The 19535-nt window shown below is 62.7% G+C and carries 18 protein-coding genes; 3 read left to right on the top strand and 15 right to left on the bottom strand.

Translation table 11 applies throughout. From position 1 onward, the window contains the following. Positions 1-31: 31 nt before the first annotated feature. A complete protein-coding gene (locus tag QM609_RS09725; protein WP_003945829.1) occupies positions 32-835 on the bottom strand; it encodes an alpha/beta fold hydrolase in 804 nt (267 codons plus the stop codon). A 110-nt stretch (positions 836-945) separates the two neighbouring features. Between QM609_RS09725 and QM609_RS09720 the strand changes: the two genes are divergently transcribed. Continuing rightward, a complete protein-coding gene (locus QM609_RS09720; RefSeq protein ID WP_007734348.1) occupies positions 946-1881 on the top strand; it encodes a methionyl-tRNA formyltransferase in 936 nt (311 codons plus the stop codon). 44 nt (positions 1882-1925) lie between these two features. Here QM609_RS09720 and QM609_RS09715 read toward each other — a convergent pair whose 3' ends face one another. Together QM609_RS09715 and QM609_RS09710 are read right to left on the bottom strand one after the other, a co-directional pair. Next, positions 1926-3713: an ABC transporter ATP-binding protein gene (locus QM609_RS09715; protein ID WP_257216403.1), complete on the bottom strand. Its 1788-nt coding sequence runs from the start codon at positions 3711-3713 to the stop codon at positions 1926-1928. An 11-nt stretch (positions 3714-3724) separates the two neighbouring features. Further along, entirely contained in the window at positions 3725-5479 is a 1755-nt protein-coding gene (locus QM609_RS09710; protein ID WP_083471214.1) for an ABC transporter ATP-binding protein, read from the bottom strand. Between the two features lie 156 nt (positions 5480-5635). On the opposite strand from QM609_RS09710, the gene QM609_RS09705 reads away from it, so the two are divergent. Together QM609_RS09705 and QM609_RS09700 are read left to right on the top strand one after the other, a co-directional pair. After that, positions 5636-5809, top strand: coding sequence for a hypothetical protein (locus tag QM609_RS09705; protein WP_164490548.1), 174 nt, complete (start codon positions 5636-5638; stop codon positions 5807-5809). Between the two features lie 103 nt (positions 5810-5912). Then, positions 5913-7376: an alpha,alpha-trehalose-phosphate synthase (UDP-forming) gene (locus QM609_RS09700; RefSeq protein WP_085989962.1), complete on the top strand. Its 1464-nt coding sequence runs from the start codon at positions 5913-5915 to the stop codon at positions 7374-7376. Positions 7377-7464: 88 nt separating this feature from the next. Here the strand turns inward: QM609_RS09700 and QM609_RS09695 are convergent, their stop codons facing one another. The 12 genes from QM609_RS09695 to QM609_RS09640 form a co-directional block, all read right to left on the bottom strand. Continuing rightward, on the bottom strand, positions 7465-8013 hold the full coding sequence (locus tag QM609_RS09695; protein ID WP_007734345.1) for a hypothetical protein: 549 nt from the start codon (positions 8011-8013) through the stop codon (positions 7465-7467). Next, a complete protein-coding gene (locus QM609_RS09690) occupies positions 8010-8813 on the bottom strand; it encodes an Rv1363c family protein (protein ID WP_083471213.1) in 804 nt (267 codons plus the stop codon). Before QM609_RS09690 ends, QM609_RS09695 begins: the two co-directional genes overlap by 4 nt. Continuing rightward, positions 8813-10207 (bottom strand): MCE family protein, encoded by a 1395-nt coding sequence (locus tag QM609_RS09685; protein ID WP_019747002.1) that lies wholly within the window; start codon positions 10205-10207, stop codon positions 8813-8815. Before QM609_RS09685 ends, QM609_RS09690 begins: the two co-directional genes overlap by 1 nt. Then, on the bottom strand, positions 10204-11451 hold the full coding sequence (locus tag QM609_RS09680; RefSeq protein WP_007734342.1) for an MCE family protein: 1248 nt from the start codon (positions 11449-11451) through the stop codon (positions 10204-10206). The genes QM609_RS09685 and QM609_RS09680 overlap by 4 nt, the downstream gene beginning before the upstream one ends. Next, on the bottom strand, positions 11451-12755 hold the full coding sequence (locus tag QM609_RS09675; protein ID WP_083471212.1) for an MCE family protein: 1305 nt from the start codon (positions 12753-12755) through the stop codon (positions 11451-11453). The genes QM609_RS09680 and QM609_RS09675 overlap by 1 nt, the downstream gene beginning before the upstream one ends. After that, positions 12752-13810: an MCE family protein gene (locus tag QM609_RS09670; RefSeq protein WP_003945728.1), complete on the bottom strand. Its 1059-nt coding sequence runs from the start codon at positions 13808-13810 to the stop codon at positions 12752-12754. The genes QM609_RS09675 and QM609_RS09670 overlap by 4 nt, the downstream gene beginning before the upstream one ends. Beyond that, a complete protein-coding gene (locus QM609_RS09665; RefSeq protein WP_054188084.1) occupies positions 13807-14826 on the bottom strand; it encodes an MCE family protein in 1020 nt (339 codons plus the stop codon). The genes QM609_RS09670 and QM609_RS09665 overlap by 4 nt, the downstream gene beginning before the upstream one ends. Further along, complete coding sequence (locus QM609_RS09660; RefSeq protein ID WP_003945815.1) at positions 14826-16010, bottom strand: MCE family protein; 1185 nt, start codon at positions 16008-16010, stop codon at positions 14826-14828. The genes QM609_RS09665 and QM609_RS09660 overlap by 1 nt, the downstream gene beginning before the upstream one ends. A gap of 11 nt (positions 16011-16021) precedes the next feature. Further along, positions 16022-16873 (bottom strand): MlaE family ABC transporter permease, encoded by an 852-nt coding sequence (locus tag QM609_RS09655; protein WP_003945759.1) that lies wholly within the window; start codon positions 16871-16873, stop codon positions 16022-16024. Between the two features lie 64 nt (positions 16874-16937). Further along, on the bottom strand, positions 16938-17702 hold the full coding sequence (locus QM609_RS09650; RefSeq protein ID WP_003945687.1) for an MlaE family ABC transporter permease: 765 nt from the start codon (positions 17700-17702) through the stop codon (positions 16938-16940). Between the two features lie 502 nt (positions 17703-18204). Beyond that, positions 18205-19122 carry a 3-oxoacyl-ACP reductase gene (locus tag QM609_RS09645; protein WP_054188083.1) on the bottom strand — a complete coding sequence of 306 codons (918 nt, stop codon included), beginning with the start codon at positions 19120-19122 and terminating at the stop codon, positions 18205-18207. Between the two features lie 109 nt (positions 19123-19231). Beyond that, positions 19232-19423, bottom strand: coding sequence for a ferredoxin (locus QM609_RS09640; protein WP_007734330.1), 192 nt, complete (start codon positions 19421-19423; stop codon positions 19232-19234). Between the last annotated feature and the right edge of the window lie 112 nt (positions 19424-19535).

Raw genomic sequence — 19535 nt, 5'->3', positions numbered from 1 at the left:
CAGGTCAGGCCCTTTCTCGCGTGCGAAAGAACTACTTCGCCAGGAAGTCGATCAGCACCTTGTTCACGGCCTCCGGACGCTCGAGGTAGCCGTAGTGCCCGGCGTCGGGAATCTCTTCGTACGACGCCGTAGCGATGCAGTCCGCCACCTCGCGGGAGAGGTAGGGCGGGATCATGCGGTCGTCGGCGAAAGCGACGGACAGGCACGGGCGCATGATCGACTTGTACGCACCCCGTCGATCGAAGGCGCGGTCCATACCGAGCTGTGCGCGAACACCCGGTGACGTTGCGCCGCCGGTGAACTCGAAGATATCCATCCAGTCGCGCGCCGAGTGATCGTCTGCCAGCGTGGCCGGCGAAAGGTTCATCACCGCGGTCACTGCGGCACGGTACTTGGCCGGCAGAGCGACGCCACTGTCGAACAACTGGCGCTCACCCTCGGTCAGGACCTGCTGGAAATGATCCATCCGGGCGTGACCGGCGAGGAACACTGCTTTGCGAACCAGATCGGGCCTGGCGAGCGTCAGTTCCTGCGCCACCCGGGCGCCCATCGAGGTTCCGATGACATGGGCCGGACCGCCACCGAGGTGCTCGATCAGTCCGGCGGTGTCTGCGACCATGTCGGGCATCGTGATGCCGCCGAGGCTCTCGCCGGACGGTGCGATTCCGCGGTTGTCGAACGTGCAGACTCGGTAGCCTGCGGCCACTAGTGCCGGGGTCTGGTGCAGATCCCAGACGCGGCCGGGGCTGCCGGTCCCCATGATGAGCACCACCAGATCTCCATCACCCTTGACCTGGTAATTGATGGGGATTCCGTTGATTGTGGCGACCGTCATGTCAGCCTTCCTCCTCGTACGTGTGATCAACAATTTTGGTTGGATAGCCTAAGCTGATGGGCGGTCGTGTGACCGCAACCCCAGCCCATGCTCGTCCAGGAGGACCCCCGTTGAGAGTCGCTACGCTCGGATACCAAACCTGGGGCCACCGTACCCTGCAGGCCTTGATCGACTCCGATCACGAGGTCGTGCTGGCAATCACACACCCGAAGAGCGAACACGTCTACGAACAGATGTGGGCGGACTCGGTTGCAGATCTGGCGGCCGAGAACGGTGTACCCGTTCACGTGGCGAACAAGCCTGACGACGCCTTCAAAGCCGCGCTGGCCGAAGCAGCTCCCGACATCATCGTCGCCAACAACTGGCGTACCTGGTTGCCTGCGGAGGTCTTCGACGCACCCAAGTACGGCACCCTCAACATCCACGATTCGCTGCTGCCCAAGTACACGGGATTCTCCCCGCTCATCTGGGCTCTGATCAACGGCGAAGAAGAAGTCGGGCTCACGGCGCACCTGATGGACGAGGAACTCGATGCGGGCGACATCGTGCTGCAGCGTTCGACGACGGTCGGCCCGACCGACACCGTCACCGATCTGTTCCACCGCACGATCGACATGATCGGCCCCATCACACTCGACGCCCTGGATCTGATCGCGTCCGGCCGTACCGACTGGACGCCGCAGGACCGATCGCAGGCCACGTTCTTCCACAAGCGCGCACCGCAGGACAGCCACGTCGACTGGTCCTGGCCCGCCGAGGTCATCGAGCGTTTCGTCCGGGCACAGTCCGATCCGTACCCCAACGCTTTCGCCGAGTTCAAGGGCCAGCGCATCCGCATCCTGAAGGCGTCCGTCTCACGCGGGCACTACGGCGGAACCCCCGGCCGAGTGTTCATCCAGGAAGACGACGGCATGGTGATCGTCGCGGGCCCCGACGCGTGGTCGGGCAAGAACAAGGGACTGCGGATCGAGCGCGTCCGACTCGACGACGGCAGCGAGTACACCGCCGCCGAGTTCTTCCCCCACGGCGGCGGGTACCTCACCTGATCGCCGGATCAGACCCCCTCAGTACAAAACCCAGTACAAACCCCTCAGTCGCGACCTTCCCAGGCCGCCCACAGTTGTGCGTAACGCCCGCCCGCGGACACCAGTTCGCGGTGCGGGCCTTCTTCTACGATCTGTCCGTGTTCGAGCACGATCACTCGGTCGGCGCCCGCGGCCTGGGTAAGCCGGTGTGCGACAACCAGAGTGGTGCGGCCCTCCGTAGCGGCGTCGGCAGTCGCTTCCAGTTCCCGCGCTCCGGCGCTGCCCGCCTCCGCTGTTGCCTCGTCCAGTACGGCGACGGCGGGATCGGCCAACACCAGTCTCGCCAAAGCCAACTGCTGCGCCTGCGCCGCCGTCATCTCGTGCCCGCCTTCGCCGACTACGGTCAGCATTCCCTCGTCGAGAGCCTCCACCCACTCGTACGCGCCGACCGTCCGCAGTGCCGCGGCAACGTCCTCGTCCGAGGATTCGGGAGCCGCCAATCTCAGATCCTCGATCAGGGGTCCGGCAAAGACATGGACCTCCTGACTCACGATCGCGATGTGGCGTCGTAGGTCGTCGAGGTCGGCAAGCGGGACACCGCCGATCGACACCCGGCCCGACGTCGGAGTGATCGAACCGGCAGCGATCGCCGCGAGCGTCGTCTTTCCGGCTCCGGTCGAACCGACGAGCGCCACGCGCTCCCCCGCTCGCAGTGTGAGGCTCACTCCGTGGAGAACCTCATGACCACCGTCGTAGCTGTGCCGAATGTCATCCAGACGCAGCGAACCGTCGGCCGGAACGGAACCTGCATCCGTCGAAGGCTCCGTTTCCTCGATCTCGACGACGCCGACCAGTCGCGCGAGGCTGGCGCCGGCCGACTGCACTTCGTCGAAGGTGTAGAGCAGTGAGCCGATCGGGTTGAACAGGCGGTGGAACAGCAGGGCAGCAGTCGTCGTCTGGCCGACTGTCACGACGTCCTCACGGACCAGCAGGAATCCGACGACGAGAATCATGGACAGGCCCACGAATTCGGCGCGGTTACCTCGACCGGCGAACCTCGTGAACAGGCCGAACACTCCGACTGCCAGATCGCGCGCTTTTGCCGACGCCGCATCGATCTGCCCGAGGTGTTCCTTCTCGAGGCTGTACGCGCGGACCGTCTTCGCACCCTGGAGACTGCTGATCAGCGCTTGTGAACGAGCGCCCATCGCTACCCGCTCGGCTGCGTAAACAGGAGCCGAGCGTGGCAGGTACCACTTGAGCGCCAGCGCGTACATCGGCAGCGCGACCATTCCGGCCAGACCGAGTCGCCAGTCGAGTCCGAGCATGGTCACCATGCTCAGAGCCACGAGCAGAACCGCCGCGATCATGCCGGGAACCACGTCGGCCACGGCCTTGGCGATCACCGACACGTCGTCGCCGACACGCGAGAGCAGATCGCCCTTGCCGACCTTCTCGACGGTCTGGATCGGCAGTCGCAGTGCCCGGTCCACGGTCCGCTCTCGCAGATCCGCCAGGATCGTCTCACCGAGCCGCTTGATCAGATAGGCAGCCACACCGGTGAACACACCGCCCACGATTGCGGCAGCGGCGATGATCACGACCACCCCGACGATCGTCGACGTGGGCGCGTTGTCCCGGACCCGGTCGACCAGGACGCCGAAGACGTAAATCGGCACCAAGGCCATCGCCGACGCCGAAGCCGCGACGATCAGGACCAGCAGGCTCTGCATCCGGTGTTCGGTCAGCGCCGCCCGCAACCACTTCCAGGTCTGGCGACCACTCGCGATCGGCAACAACTCGCGCTCTGTCACCTTCTCGGCGTTCTCCCCGGCCGGCATTTTGGTTGTCATGTCCGTGGCCGTCACCGCAGCACCGCTCCTCGGTAGTTCGCGTCGCCGCGAGAGAGTTCGGAATGTGTGCCGATCGAGGCGATCACTCCGTCGTTCAACACGATCACTCGATCCGTCACGGCCAGCAAGGCTGGGCTGCTGGTGATCAATACCGTCGTGTGGATGCCACCGGCACCCTCGTGCCGCAGTTGTGCGATTCCTTCGGCGATCGACGCCTCGGTCACCGCGTCCACCGCCGTCGTCGGATCGTGCAGGACCATCACGGGTGCCTGTGCCACCAGGGCGCGCGCGAGGGCGACGCGTTGCCGCTGGCCTCCCGACAAACTGGCGCCCCGATCGGTCACTTCGAGGTCGAGACCGTCCGGATGTGCGTCGACGACATCCGCCGCTGCCGACGCCACGAGAGCACTCTGGATGTCGAGAGCAGCGCCATCACCGGCGCCCGCGGTGACGTTCGACGCAAGCGACCCGGAGAACAGATCGGTGATGTGCGGCTCCACCAGCACCGTCCGACGTGCCAATCGCAAGTCCATGTCGGACAGGCTGATTCCGCCAACCCTCACCACTCCGCGATACGCGTCCTGCGCCAGCTGACCGGACAGGACCGCGACAAGAGCGTCGGCGTCCTGCGGCTGGTAAGCCACGACGCCCAGCAGTTCTCCGGCAGGCAGATGCAGGTCGATGCCCTTGAGTGACTTGTACTCGACTCTGTCGAGAGTCAGGTCGGTGCCTTCGAGTTCGGTCTGCGAACCCGCGCCACGCAGTGGCTCCGCGTCCAAGACCAGTGCCAGTCGATCCGACGACGCCCGCGCCACCGCGAAGTATCCGGGAATGGACGCAAGCAATCCGAGCGGTTCGATGATGAACTGCGCAAGCCCCACCACGGTGATCAGTTCACCGACCGTGATCCGGCCCTGCAACGCGAAGTATCCTGCGAAGCCCGCAACACCGACCGCGAGCAACGCACTGATGGTCGCGGCAACGCCGGTGTAGATACCGGTCGCCTTGGCCGTGCCGATCGTCGATGCGAGCGCTTGACGGCTGACCGTGCGGTAGCGCGCCGACGCGGTCTTCTCACCGCCGATACCGCGCAGCGGACGCAATCCGCTGACCAGATCCGTAGCCATCGCCGACGCCCGAGCGATCGACGCCTGCTGACCGGTGGCCCTCGACGTGATGAGAGGCGCCGCCAATTGCAGCAGACCGAGAATGACCGGCGTTCCGATCAGAACGGCCAGCCCCAGCCAGAGGTCGATCCACACCAACGCCACCGCCGACGCCACCGCAGCTGTCAGGGCCGCAGCGGCGCGCGGGACGATGTCCGCGATCCACGAAGTCTGCTCGGCATCGGATGTCGAGACTGTCAGCAATTCACCCGAACGCAGATCGGTGCGCACCCCACGCGGATCGAGGACGCGGTGCGCCACCTCGAGCCGGAGGCGATGAGCCTCCTGCTGCATCGCGGTGACGATGAAGCGTGCGCCGAAGCGCCAGGCGGCCGTCAGAACGAGAAAGAGAGCCGCGAGACCGACGATGGAGACGATCAGGGCCGTGGTGTCCGAAGTCTCCACCGCACGGTCGATGATCACACCGATGGAGATCGGCACCGCCGTCTCGGTCAGTTGGTGCAGACAGACCAGAACCGTGCCGATGGCGAGCGGGCCACGGTTACGGACGAGGACACGTCGCAAAATCGCAGCACCGCTGTGATTGCCACTATCCGGCTCGTCCGAGTCGACGGTCACACTCGAGGGGGTCGAACTCATGGAACTCCAAGCATCGATGGAAGCGATAAAGTTGAGTACAGAGATAAGTAAGTCGACCCTAATACATGAGCAACTAGCGTCGACACGCCCAGTTCTCATAGAGTCGCGAGTAAGAACCATTGCTTGCGCCGTGCAGGCAAGCACGAGAGGAACATGATGGCTGAGAACACGACCGTCGAAACCGAGATCGCGGACGAGGACCTCGAGCCCGTAGCGGACGAAACTGCTCGTCAGGCACAGCGCGTCGTCGCTGCCTACGCGGAAGATGCCGACGAGTGCAGGATGCTGCTCTCGATGCTCGGTATCTCCCCCGCCGCCAAGCTCGACTGAATCTTTCCCTCACCGACCGAGAAGGAACCACGTGCCTGTCAGTCCGGATTCGACCAGTTCAACCCTTTCTGACAGCGCACCTGCTTCTTCGACCGGTGAAGCCGTGTCCGGGCAGGCTGAGTTCGTTGTCGTAGCGAACCGCCTGCCCGTCGACTTGGAACGGCTTCCCGACGGCACCACCCGCTGGAAGCGAAGCCCCGGCGGACTGGTCACCGCTCTCGAGCCGATCCTGCGCAGCAATCAGGGCGCGTGGGTGGGCTGGGCGGGGGTGGCGGACGCCGAGCTCGACCCCATCGTCGAAGACGGACTCGAGCTCTACCCCGTGCCGCTGAGCGCCGAGGAGATCAACGAGTACTACGAGGGATTCTCCAACGCCACCCTCTGGCCGCTCTATCACGACGTCATCGTCAAACCCGAGTACCACCGCGAATGGTGGAACGCCTACGTCGAGGTGAACCGGCGATTCGCCGAAGCCACCTCCAAGGCAGCGGCACAGGGCGCGACAGTCTGGATCCAGGACTACCAGCTGCAGTTGGTACCGAAGATGCTGCGGATGCTGCGCCCCGACCTGACCATCGGCTTCTTCCTGCACATTCCGTTTCCCCCGGTCGAGCTGTTCATGCAGATGCCGTGGCGCACCGAGATCGTCGAAGGCCTCCTCGGCGCCGACCTCATCGGCTTCCACCTTCCGGGTGGCGCACAGAACTTCCTGTACCTGGCCAGACGCCTTGCCGGGCAACAGACTTCACGCGGAACCGTCGGCGTCCGCTCCAAACTCGGTGTGGTGCAAGTAGGTTTCCGTAGCGTCCGCGTCGGCGCCTTCCCTATCTCCATCGACTCCGGCAAGCTCGACGAGCTCTCGCGCACCAAGGCAATTCGAGACCGCGCCAAGCAGATTCGCAAAGAACTCGGAAACCCCAAGCACATCATGCTGGGCGTCGACCGCCTCGACTACACCAAAGGCATCGACGTCAGGCTCGCTGCGCTCCACGAACTTCTCATGGAGAAGCGCATCGATCCCGCCGACACCGTCATGGTGCAGCTGGCGACCCCGAGCCGCGAACGCGTCGAAAGCTACGTACAGATGCGCGGAGACATCGAGCAGAAGGTCTCCCGGATCAACGGCGAGTTCAGCGAAGTCGGCCGCCCCGTCGTCCATTACATCCATCGGCCGATCCCACGCGACGAACTGGTCGCGTTCTTCGTCGCCGCCGATCTCATGCTCGTCACGCCGCTGCGTGACGGCATGAACCTCGTCGCGAAGGAATACGTCGCCTGCCGCAGTGATCTGGGTGGTGCATTGCTGCTCAGCGAATTCACCGGTGCCGCAGCAGAACTCCGCCAGGCATTCCTGTGCAATCCTCACGACCTCGACGACGTCAAGGATTCGATGGAGAAGGCCCTCAATCAACCGCGCGAGGACGGCCGGCGCCACATGCGTGCGCTACGTCGTCAGGTCCTGACGCACGACGTCGACCGCTGGGCGCGCTCGTTCCTCGACGCGCTCGCACACGGCGGTGCCGCAGGCCCGGCGCTGATCGCCCCGGCCGAAGCACAAGACCACTGAGGACAGTGCACAAAGGCTGGGGCCGCGGAGAGTGAATCTCCGCGGCCCCAGCCTCTTTCGTACCCGGCTCCAGCCTTCGTGTGTTTGATCAGAAGGGTTGGACGTTGTTCACGAGCCAACGTCCGTCCTGCTTCTCCAGACTCATCTTCACGCGACTGCCACTGGCAACGGCTTCGGGCGATTCCGAAGACGTGGTGATCTGATTGAGGAACAGCATCGTCGTCGCACTGTCCGCCTCCGCGTCGAGAACCGCGGCGCCCTGGACGACGACCTGAACGGTCAGCGACTTTTCCTTGGCTCCCGGAATGATCACCGATTCGATCAGATTGGTGAACGTGCCTTGAAAATCGCCCGTCAAACCGTCTGTGGCTGCATGCAACTGCTGGTCGACGTTGTTGTAGTCGTACTGGAACATCGCTACCGCCTGATCGGAAGAGGCCTGTGCCACTTCGTCTCTGGTCTGATCGATCGCTGCGGTGTCACGCGTTCCGTCCGGACCGAAGTAGAGATACGCCGACACTGCCGCCAACGCGATGGCCACTGCACTGATGACGCACAGGATGATGGCGAGCGGTGAGGCGCGCTTCGGCTTCGGCGAAACTTGCTTGGACGTCTCGGGGTTCACTTCTGGGGTCATGGCACAAACTCCACATTCGAGGCAAGCAACTGCCCGTCGACGTCGCACATGGTGATTCGGAGTCGGTAGTTGCGTTCGGCGGGCGCTTCGTCGCCGTTCTTCTGCATCGCGCGCACCGCGACAAGAGAAGTCCCGCAATCACCGTCCGACTTCTCGAACCCGGCTTCGAGCACCTCGCCGTCGGTTTGAACTCCGGCCTGCCCGAGGACGTTGACGAACGAATCCTTGCGTCCGTCGAACTGCGACTTGAACTCGTCGGTGGTGCCGGCGAGAAACTTGTCGAGGTCGGCAGCCGCTGTATCCGCGTGCAGTGTCGTCAGATTCAGTGCGGTGGTCCGGGCACCGGCCACGTAGCGGGCTCGGTCCTCGTCGGCATTGGACGCCTTGTTCCGGTCGACGAGAAGAAACACCGTCAGGGCCGCAAGAGCAACAGCGATCACCGAAGCAATGGCGATCCCGACTACCAACCCGGCCTTGGGCTTCGAACGAACAGGGGTGTCCACAGATGTTTCTGCGGGGGTTTCGGCGGTACCGGTCGGCTCAGCCTTGGTCGCGACCTGATCACCGCTGACGACCTTCTCAGGTGGAGTATCGGGCTTGCCCAAAGCAACTGGCGCCGCCGCCTTCTGCTCAGCTGACTTCTGCTCGGCCGGCTTCTGCTCGGCTGGCTTCTGCTCGGCCGACTTCTTTTCGGTGGGCACTACTACCGCGGCAGCGTCTGCATCCGCACCCGTGGGTCCGGCGCTGCGAGACGCGCGACGGCGCACCCGCTGCCCGGCCTGTGGATCTTCGTCTGTCATCAACCCTGCTGACCCTTCATGAACTGTTCGAGACTGACGTCGCCGCCACCGAGGTTCGGTTGCGAGTACGTCCTTCCGTCCGGCCCGATGTACGTGCCTGTAATCGGATCGTACCGACGAGCCGAGACCGAAGGCGTCGACGTGTACGAGCTCGGGGTCGCGGTAATCGGTTCCGGAGGCCCGGATTGCGGGTTCGTGCCCATCGGTACGTAGCCGGAACGGCACTGTTCGACCGTCGGCGCACGACGTCCCGGATACTCCTCGCAGGGAAGGTTTCTCGCGCCGCGCACGGCGATCGGCGAATCCTGGGCAACCTGACAGAAGAGATCCGACGGCGTCTCGATCGGTGATTCGTCCTTCGGACTGCGCCACTGCTCTGCGGGCAGGAATCCTGTAGTGCACGGCGGCGGGTCGTTGACCTCCATGTGGAAGTCCACCAGTGCACCATCCGCAGCCGGGCCGGAGCCTGCCACCGTGACCAGCGCCGCGGCCAGCGGCGGGTAGATGACCAGAATCTGCTCGATCGCGTTGTTGTAGATCACGCCGACCTGTCCGACGGACACGAGGTTCGCCAGAAGAATCGGCAATGTCGGCTGCATGTCTTGCAGAAGAGCATTCGCCTCCGCCGCTGCGGCCGGACCCTTCTGGATGACGGCACGCAGATCAGGGTCGCTGGCGCGGAGCTGGTCGGTGAACGTCACCAGATTGCTTGTCCAGGAACGGATGGCGTCGCTGCTGACCACCTGGGTGTCCAGGAGTGGACCGGCCTGCTCGATCAGGGTCTTGGTCGCGTCGGAGTTGTTGTTCGCCTCTTCGACGAACAGCCGAGCCGAGTCGATCAGCTTCTGCAGATCCGGGCCGGCACCGTTGAACGCCTTGAAGGATTCGTCGATGACGGTCTTGAGCTTGGTGTCGGAAATGCTCTGCAGCAACAGATCTGCCTGATCGAGCATCGCGCCGACATCCTGGGGAATGCTGGTTCGGTCTTCGGGAATCACCGATCCGTTTTCCAGATGCCCGTCGACCACGATCGCTCCGGAGCTGTCGGTGTGCGGAATCAGATCGACGAACTGCTCGCCGATCGCCGACACACTCTTGACCGCAGCGTCGACGTCCGAGGGCACCTTGACGCCGCTCTCGAGAGACAGACGCGCATTCACGCCCGTTTCCGACAACTCCACCGCGTTCACGACGCCGATGGTCTGACCGCGGTAGGTGACGTTCGAGTTCTTGTACAGCCCACCGGTGGCGGGCAATTCGACGGTGACGTCGTATCGGCCGATACCGACCATAGCGGGAACACGCACGTACTGAGTGGCCATCACGATCAAACCGACGACCGTCAAGACGGCGAAGATGGTGAGCTGGATACGGACGAACTTTGTGAGCATCATGGTGCCGGTGCCCCCTGAGGAAGTCCTGGAATGTTGATCGGCGGAAGTCCCGGAATCTGAATGGTATTCGGATCCGCTGCCGGGGCCTGCGCAGCGGGAGCCTGTCCGGCGGGAGCTTGGGCCGGCGGTGCGGCAGGCTTGAGCGGATCGCTCAACGGGTTGCCTGTCTGTCCGGCCAGCCCAGCCTGCTTACCCAACACGCCTTCCGGTCCGGAGAGCGTTCCGGCCAACGGAGTTCCGGTGAGGAAGTTCGCGTCCAGCCGGGGCAGCGAGATGTCGATGGTCATGGCCAGGTTGGCGTAGTCACCGCGAATGACGTTGTCGATTCCGTTCTGTGGGAACGGGAACGTCAAGAGGACTCCGAGAACCTGAGTGAGAGCGTTACCCGAATCCGCCAAGGCCTTCAGAGTCGGCGAAAGAGCCCGAACGTTGGTCGCGAAATCGTCGCCGCTCTCCTGGATGACACGGCTCGCCACCTCGCTGAGACCACCGAGTGAGGTCAACGCGTTGGTTATGTCCTGACGCTGAGCGACAAGAATCTCGAGTGCCGGCGGAATACCTTCGAGCGCTTTGTTCAAGGTGTCGTGCTGGGCCTGGACGGTCGAGGACAGTCGATCGAGTCCTTCCATCGCCGAAACGATGTCGCCTCGTTGCTTGTCCAGACTTCCGACCAGCTGATCGAGCTGAGGCAGGAGGTCTCGAACGGAATCTTCACGCCCACCGAGAGCGGCGTTGAGTTCCTTCGTGATGTCCTGAACCTGAGCGAGACCGCCGCCGTTGAGAACAACCGACAGCGACGACAGCGTCTGTTCCGTCGTCGGGTAAGCGCCCGCCCGCTCGATCGGAATCAGGTCACCGGCTTCGAGTCGGCCCTCGGGCTCCTCCCCTACCGGCGGCGCCAACTCGATGTGCTGAGAGCCGAGCAAGCTGGTCTGACCGATTTTTGCCGTCGCGTTGGCCGGCAACTGAACCTCGGGATTCAGCGACACCGTCACCAGAGCGTGCCAGCCTTGAACCTCGATGTTCGAAACGCTTCCCACTGCCACGTCATCCACCCGGACGGGCGAATTCTGCGACAGTGTAGTCACGTTCGGCATCTCGATCTGAACCTCGTATGCGCCTTCGCCCCGGCCTTGAGTGCCTGGCATCGGCACCGAGTTGAGACCGTTCCATTCACAACCGCTGGCGCCGAGTGCCACTGCCGTGGCCAACACGGCAACCGTGGTCTTGCGAGCTACCCGCATCAGTTCCCTCCGCCCATGTTGAAGAGTTCGGCGAGATCCTTGGGAACACTCGTCATGGGAGCACCCGACATCGGTCCTGCGACGGTTTCCGGCTGATTCTGACTTGCCGCTTCCAATCCCGGTTCGGTGTAGACGATCTGATCCGGGAAAGCCTGCACGCCCGCGACCGGGTTGAACAGGAATCCGGGGTAGTTGCCGATCATCGTGCTGAGCACCGGCCCGAGGTACTGCTTACACAGGTCGGCACTGTTCTGGGAGTTACCACTCTCGATACCTTCGATGGAACCACAGATCCACTGGATCGGATTCTTGAAGTTACTCAGTGCAATTGCGCCGGTCATACTGCCCTGAGCCGGCTTGTAGATCTGATAGAAGTTGGCAAGCGACGTCGGTCCGGAGTGCAGAACCTGCTCGATCTCCGGGCGCTTGTCAGTCAGTACCTGAGTGGCATCGGCGAGACGCGCAACCGATTCGCTCAGTCCCTCGCTGTTGTCCTTGACGAACCGCTGGACGTCGCCGACGGCCAGGTCGAGATCACTGAGGGCGGTACCCAACTCGTCGGAGCTGCTTGCGAGAACGCTTGTCACCGAAGCGAGGTGACCGCTGAACTGCACGATCTGCTCGTTACTCGAGGACAACGCAGTGACAAATGCCTGCAGGTTCCGAATGGTGGAGAACAAATCGGTCCGGCCTTCGGACAGCGTGTGCATCGTGGCCGAGAGTTCGCGCAGCGTCGACCGAATCGACTCACCGTTACCGTCGAGGTTCGTTCCCACGGTGTCGATGAATCGACCGAGGGAACCCTGATCGTCCAGACCCTCCGGTCCGAGTGCGTCCGACAGTTTGGTCAGTTCGGTCTTGATCTCGTCCCACTCCACCGGAACGGCGGTGCGCTCGATCGGGATCTCGCCGCCGTTGGGCATCTGTTCCCCGCCGGAGTACACGGGGGTCAATTGCACGAAGCGTGCGGACACGAGGCTTTGAGCAACGATGAGCGCCTTGGCATCTGCCGGAACGTCGACGCTCGAGTCGATCTTCATCTCGACGTACGTGTCCCGATCACGCGGTTCGATCTTCGTCACCTTGCCGACGTTGACACCGAGCACTCGCACGACATCGCCCTCGTAGAGACCGGTGGTCGAGACGAAGTGCGCAGAGATCTTGGTCTTGCCCAGGCCAGGGATGAAGAGGTAGGCCGCACCCGCCACGAGCAGCGCGACCAGCACACCCGCTCCGATCAGCACCCACTTCTTGCGTGGGTTGGTGGAGCCCTGTGAATCCTGTGAAGTCATGGTCTCGGTCATTCTCCCGGCCCCCTGATCGTCGGTGGAATACCGGGGAAGAAGTCTTCCAGGTCGCCCGGAACCTGCTCGGGCGCGACGCTGGTGTCCACCAGGGTCTTCCACCAGTTGCTCGGCAGAATGTTGATGATGAAGGCGTCGAAGAACGGGCCGCTGGCCACGGTCTCACCGAGCGCGGTGATGTACGGTCCGAGTCCGTCGAGCGCTCCCGCGATGTTGTCCTTGTTCTGCTGGAGAACCTCGGCGACCGAATTCAGCTTCTCGAGGGTCGGCCCCATCTGAGCCTCGTTCTCCTGCACCAGCGCTGACAGTTGACGTGAGACTGCGCCGGTGTTGACGATCAGTTCGCTGATCGCGTCACGCCGCAAGCTCAGTTCGGCAAACAACTTGTTGCCGTCGACCAGCAACGAATCGATCTGACCGCTTCTGTCGGAAAGGATCTTGGTGACATCTTCGGCCCGCGAGAGCAATTGGAGCAGGCTCTCGTCGCGTGAGTTGATACTCTGCGAAAGCCGCGTCATTCCGTCCAATGCGGTGCGAAGTTCTGGCGGAGTATCGGCCAGGGTGTCCGAGATCGCGTTGAGCGAATCGTTGATCTGTTCCGTGTCGAGTTCGGACACCGTTGTCCCGAGGTCACCCAGAGCGTCGTTGAGCGAGTACGGGGAGTTGGTGCGTTCGACCGGAATCGGCGTGTCCGTCCGCAGCAGTCCGGATCCTTCCGGCCGCACCGCTAAAGACTTTCGGCCGAGAACCGTGTTGGTCTTGATATCGGCCGCTGTCTGCTCGCCCAGGGCGACGCCGTCCTGAACGGTGAAGGTGACCAACACCTTCTGGTCGTCGAGTTCGACGTCGCTGACCTTGCCGACCTTCACGCCGGCCATGGTCACGTCGTCGCCGGTGACCAGGCCGCCGGCATCTTGGAAGTACGCCGAGTAGCGAATGCCACCGTTGATGAACTGGAGTTGATCGTATTGAAGCGCGGCACCGACGGTTGCCACCGCCAGGACGAGACCGATGACACCGATCTGTACCGGATTACGTTCACGGGTAGGGGTCATGAGACTTTTGCGCACCTTCCCGTGTCCTGAACTGCCGTGGGCAAGATGATCGTCGTCCCGTCAGGTCCGGAGAACTTGAAAGTGTTGGCGCACAGATAGAACTGGAAGAACGCTCCGTACGTGCCCACTCGGATCAGCTTCCGGTAGTCGGACGGCAGACGATCGAGAGCGGTGTTGATGTCGTCCTTGCCCAGGTCCAGCTGCGTCATCGTTCGGTTGGTCTCCCCGATCAGCGTCTGGATGTCCGGACGTGTCGCCTGCAGCAACGACGCGAGATCTCCCGTGGCACCGGCGATCTCGGTGATCGAGTTGCCGATCGGGCCACTGTCCTTCGCCAATCCACTGACCAACTGCTGGAGCTGATCGATCGTGGTAGAGAACTGATCGCCCTTGTCGTTGATGGTGCCGAGTACGTCGTTGAGATTGGTGATGACGTCCCCGATCAGCTGGTCTCGGTCCGCCAACGTGCTGGTGAACGAACTGGTGTTTCCCAGCAACGAAACCAGCGTTCCGCCCTGGCCCTGGAGTACCTGCAGCAGTGCCCCGGAGAGGTCGTTGACCTGCTGCGGGTCGAGCGAACGAAGCAGCGGCTTGAATCCGCCGAGCAGCAGATCCAGATCGAGCGCGGGCGACGTCTGGTCGACTGGAATCGATCCACCTGACGAAAGCGTCTCGGTGGAACCAGCGCCCTCGAGCAGTTCCATGTAGCGGTCGCCCACCAGGTTCTCGTAGCGCACAGTCGCTTTGGTGCTCTTCATCAGTGAGTACTTGGTATCGACGTCGAACTCGACCTCGGCCTGGTTGGAGTCACCGATGGACACTCCGGTGACCGACCCGACCGGAACACCGGCGATGCGGACCTTGTCGCCGGACTTGAGTCCCGAGACGTCCGAGAAGGTGGCGTGAAATCCGTTGCTGCTGCTGAAGCGCACCTGACTGAAGACGATCGCCAGTCCGGCGAAGATGACCGCCATGACGACGGTGAAAATCAGCAGCTTGACCGTGGTCGGTCTCATCACTTCCCGTCTTCCTGCTCGTAGGAGTCACCGAAGAGATACTGGAAAATGGTCGGCACGGTAACGCGCAGTTCGGTGTTGGGAACGAAGGGCACGTTGCCGGTGTTGGTGACTGCGAACGGTGCATGCCCGTCGACCTTCGGATCGAATTCGGGCAGACCATAACAATTGGGTCCGCCGGAGGCCGCGACCTTGGGGAGAGATTGCGGATTCTGGTACGCCTCGGCGCCGTACATGAAGCTCGCACTCAGCATCAGCGCCGCTTTGTCCCCGGTGCCTGCCAGTGGCTCGAACTTGATCCGACCGTCGTTCAATCCGACGATGAAGCACGTCAGACCCGACGAGTACTTGTCGAGCAGGGTCGTCGTCGCGGTCAGAGTGTCGAGGGCGGTGGTCAGGTTCTGCTCGTTGTCGGTCAACAACGCGTTGCCGGTGTCCGCGAGGCCGGTGACGTTGAGTAACAGCAAGTCGAGGTTTGCCTGCTCGGCCACGATCGATCCGCTTGTCGCGGTGGCATTGTCGAGGATGCGCATCAGATCCGGTGCCACGTCGGCGTACAGATTGGTGACATCGGCGGCGCCGACCAAGTCTTCCTGGAGCTGCGGTAGAACCGGATTCATCTTCTTCAGATAGGTGTCACCGAGCTCGAGAACCTCACCCAGCGACTCGCCGCGCCCGTTGAGTGCGGTGGAGATCGCGCCGAGTGTGGCGTTGAGCTTTTCCGGTTCGATCTTCGCGAGTACGTCCGAAAGATGTTCGAAGACACTGTTGAACTCGACGGTGACGCTGTCCGAAGCGATGACAGCACCCTCCTGGATCGGCTGGGTCGACGGATCGTCGGGGATCACGATGTTGACGTACTTCGCACCGAACACCGTGGTGGTCTTGATCTCCACCCGGGCATTCGACGGAATCTTCGACATCTGGCCCGGGTCCATCGCCAACTTCAGGTTTGCCTGGTCCCCGACGAGGGAGATCGACTCGACGCGGCCGACCTGCACTCCGCGCAACTTCACCTTGGCATTGGGTTCCATGACGAGGCCGGCACGCGTGGACGTCACGGTGATGGGCGTGCTCTTGGTGAACCCACCCGAGAACATGGTGAGAGCAACGGCGACGATCGCCACGAGTCCGAGGACCAGGCCGGCTGCGGCCAACTTCTTGTGCCATCTGGGTACGGTCATCGCTTGCCCGCCTATCCCGACAGGTTGAAGTTGCCGGACCCGCCGTAGATGGCGAGTGAGATGAGCAGGGTGACCGTGACGACCGCGATCAACGAGGCGCGCACTGCGTTACCCACCGCGACACCGACGCCGACCGGGCCACCGGTTGCGTTGAAGCCGTAGTAGGTGTGGATGAGCATGACGGCCAGCGCCATGACTATCGCCTGGGCGAACGACCACAGTATGTCCGTGGGTATCAGGAAGGTCGTGAAGTAGTGGTCGTACACGCCGCCGGACTGGTTGTAGAGGAACACCGTCGCAAAGCGGCTGGCGACGAACGACGCGATCACCGCCAGTGAGTACAGCGGGATGATCGCGATCATGCCGGCCATGACGCGGGTGCTGACCAGATACGGAATCGACGGGATCGCCATCGTCTCCAGCGCGTCGATCTCTTCGGAGACGCGCATCGCACCGAGCTGCGCGGTGGAGCCGGCGCCGATGGTCGCGGCGAGGCCGATTCCGGCGATGACCGGCGCTGCGATGCGAACGTTGATGAAGGCGGCGAAGAAGCCCGTCAGTGCTTCGACGCCGATGTTGCCCAGCGAGCTGTAGCCCTGAACGGCGATGGTGCCACCGGTGAACAGTGTCAGGAATCCGACGATCACGACGGTGCCACCGATGACGGCGAGCGCACCGGTGCCCATGCTGATCTCGGCGATCAGTCGCAGAGTTTCACGTGGATAGCGCATCAGCGCCTTGGGAGCGTGACCGAGAGCCTTCGCGAAGAACAGCGCTTGATCACCGATGCTGTCGATACTGCGAGAGATCGAACCGATCTGTCGACGTGTGCGCGGGAAGCGTCCCGCTGCGGCCAACGCCATCAGATCTCCTCCCGTCTGTCGTTTGTCGTTCTGTCCACTTCGATCTCTCCGACTGCCGTGGGCCTCATCCGGCCGTCAACTTGATACCGATGGTCGTGATGAGCACGTTGACGACGAAGAGCGCCATGAACGCGAACACGACGGTCTGGTTGACCGCGTCACCGACGCTCTTGGCGCCGCCTTTGACGTTGAGTCCGAGGTAGGCCGCAACCAGGCCGGCGATCATGCCGAACAGCCCTGCTTTGACCATGGAGAGCATGAGCTCACCGAATCCGGTGAGCAGTGTGATGCCGTTGACGAACGCGCCGGGGTTCACGTCCTGGATGAACACGGAGAAGACGAAACCGCCGAGGATGCCGATGGTGCAGACCAGTCCGTTGAGGAGCAGCGCCACACCTGTCGACGCGAGCACTCGGGGAACGACCAACCGGTGGATGGGATTGATCCCGAGCACCTTCATGGCGTCGATCTCTTCGCGGATGGTTCGGGCCGAAAGATCCGCGCAGATGGCGGTTGCGCCGGCGCCGGCGACGATCAGCACGGTGACGATGGGGCCGACCTGCGTGACGGTGCCGAGGGCAGCTCCGGCACCACTGAGGTCGGCTGCACCGATCTCGCGCAAGAGAATGTTGATGGTGAAGCTGACCAGCACAGTGAACGGGATTGCGACCAGCACCGTCGGCACCATCGAGACTCGGGCCACGAACCAGGCCTGATCGATGAACTCTTGCCGCTGGAAAGGGCGGGAGAAGACTGCCCTCAAGGTTTGGGCGGACATCTGAAAGAAGCCACCGACCGCTCGTAATGGCACCTCGACGAGGTCTACCATTCGCCCTCCTCGTCCTTGGTTGCCGCAGTACTGTCTGTTCTCATAGTCCAGCCCCCGACAGCTTGTGACTCAGGTCATATTAACTAGAACGTGTTCACCTGTCAAAAACAAGTGTCCAACTCTAAGGAGTAGCCTCACGGCGCCGATCCGAAACCGGAAGATCGGAGACATGGGAAGCATCCCTTTTCGATGCGATTTTCGCCGAAATATCCTGGAAATTAATACTTTTGAATGATCGGCGCCTTTCGGCGCCAGGTTCGAAATTCAGCCATGCGAGAGCCTTGACTGGGCACGCCGATCGAATATCGCATCGTTCGCAGGAATGCAAAATTGGAACACAGTCCAGTTTTTTCGAGACCGTTGGTCTCGTTACAGAACGCAGGCAAACTGCCGCGCCCACCGACTCGTGAACACGCTATTTCTACCAGGAAGTGGACACGTAGACCGTCTGAGTGTGAACAACGGTTCTACGTGTCGCGCACCCGAGAATCAGCGCCGTCGATCAGCCCAACGCGCGCAGGGCCGCCGATGCCGAGAACATCTTTGCCGGGTCACGGTCAGCGAAGTAGTCACCCATCACCGCGGACAGCGTTTCCGGCGACCAAGAATCTCCCTCGGCGTCGAACCGCTGCTCGACGACGGGCGCCGCCATCAGCGCAACCATCGGTCCGTACACCACGAATACCTGACCGTTGACGGCGTCGGCCGCTGGTGATGCCAGGTACGAGACGAGCGAAGCCACGTGCTCGGGCGAGAGCGGATCCATGCCGTCGGCCGGCGCGTCGCCGAACACGCCTTCGGTCATCGACGTCCGTGCCCGCGGGCAGATCGCGTTGGCCCGTACGCCGTAGCGCGAGAGCCCACGTGCGGCCGACAACGTCAGCGCCGTGATTCCGGCTTTTGCAGCGCCGTAGTTGGGCTGCCCTTCCGGTCCGAGGAGACCCGCCTCCGAAGAAGTGTTGACGATGCGCCCGTACACCGGCGCCCCGGCTTCCTTGGATTTCGCCCGCCAGTAGGCAGCGGCGTTGCGGCACAAGAGGAAATGGCCGCGAAGGTGCACTTCGAGTACGAGATCCCAGTCTTCGTCGGACATGTTGAACAGCATCCGGTCGCGTACGACCCCTGCATTGTTGACGACGATGTCGACACTGCCGAACTGACCCTGCGCTGCTTCCATCAGTGCGTCGGCAGTAGAACGCTCACCGACGTTGCCTGCCACGAATTCGACCTTGGCACCGAGACCACGGATTTCCTCGAGCGTCGCTTCGACGGCCTCGTTCGGGGCCAGATCGTTGACGACCAACGAAGCACCGGCCTTCGCCAGACCGATGGCCTCGAACTTTCCAAGCCCCGATCCGGCACCGGTCACGATGGCGACCTTGCCTTCGAGACTGGTTTCTGGGCTGTTCACAGCATTCATCGAAGCGCTCTCCCGGTTCTCTGCGGTCGTGTGTCGAGTTACCCGGCTCGATTGCCGTGACCCACGAGTTCGCAACTTTAGAACGTGTTCTTGTTTTGGGCAACCATCGTCATGGATGTTCGGTCAGTGCCGCGCGCGGGCACTGAGCGATCGCGGAACGGACATCCTCCCAGCGATCCTCCGGTGGGCGCACAGAACTGATCACGAGCTCCTCGTTGTCGTCGAGGTCGAAAATATCGGGCGCGATCCCGACGCACACACCGTTTGCCTCGCAACGGTCCAGATCAACCCTGACCTCCATGGCGATTCCTCTTCTCTACTCACAACTGCTCACACGAACACGGATACGAAACGAGTGCCGCAGGGCTGTGCCGCACACCGTTCCTGGCGATAACACTAGAACCTGTTTCAGT

The sequence above is a fragment of the Rhodococcus sp. IEGM 1302 genome (assembly GCF_030056935.1).
Classification (GTDB): domain Bacteria; phylum Actinomycetota; class Actinomycetes; order Mycobacteriales; family Mycobacteriaceae; genus Rhodococcus_F; species Rhodococcus_F qingshengii.
Note: the sequence above shows the minus strand (reverse complement) of the source record. Positions and strands in the feature narration are given on the sequence as shown.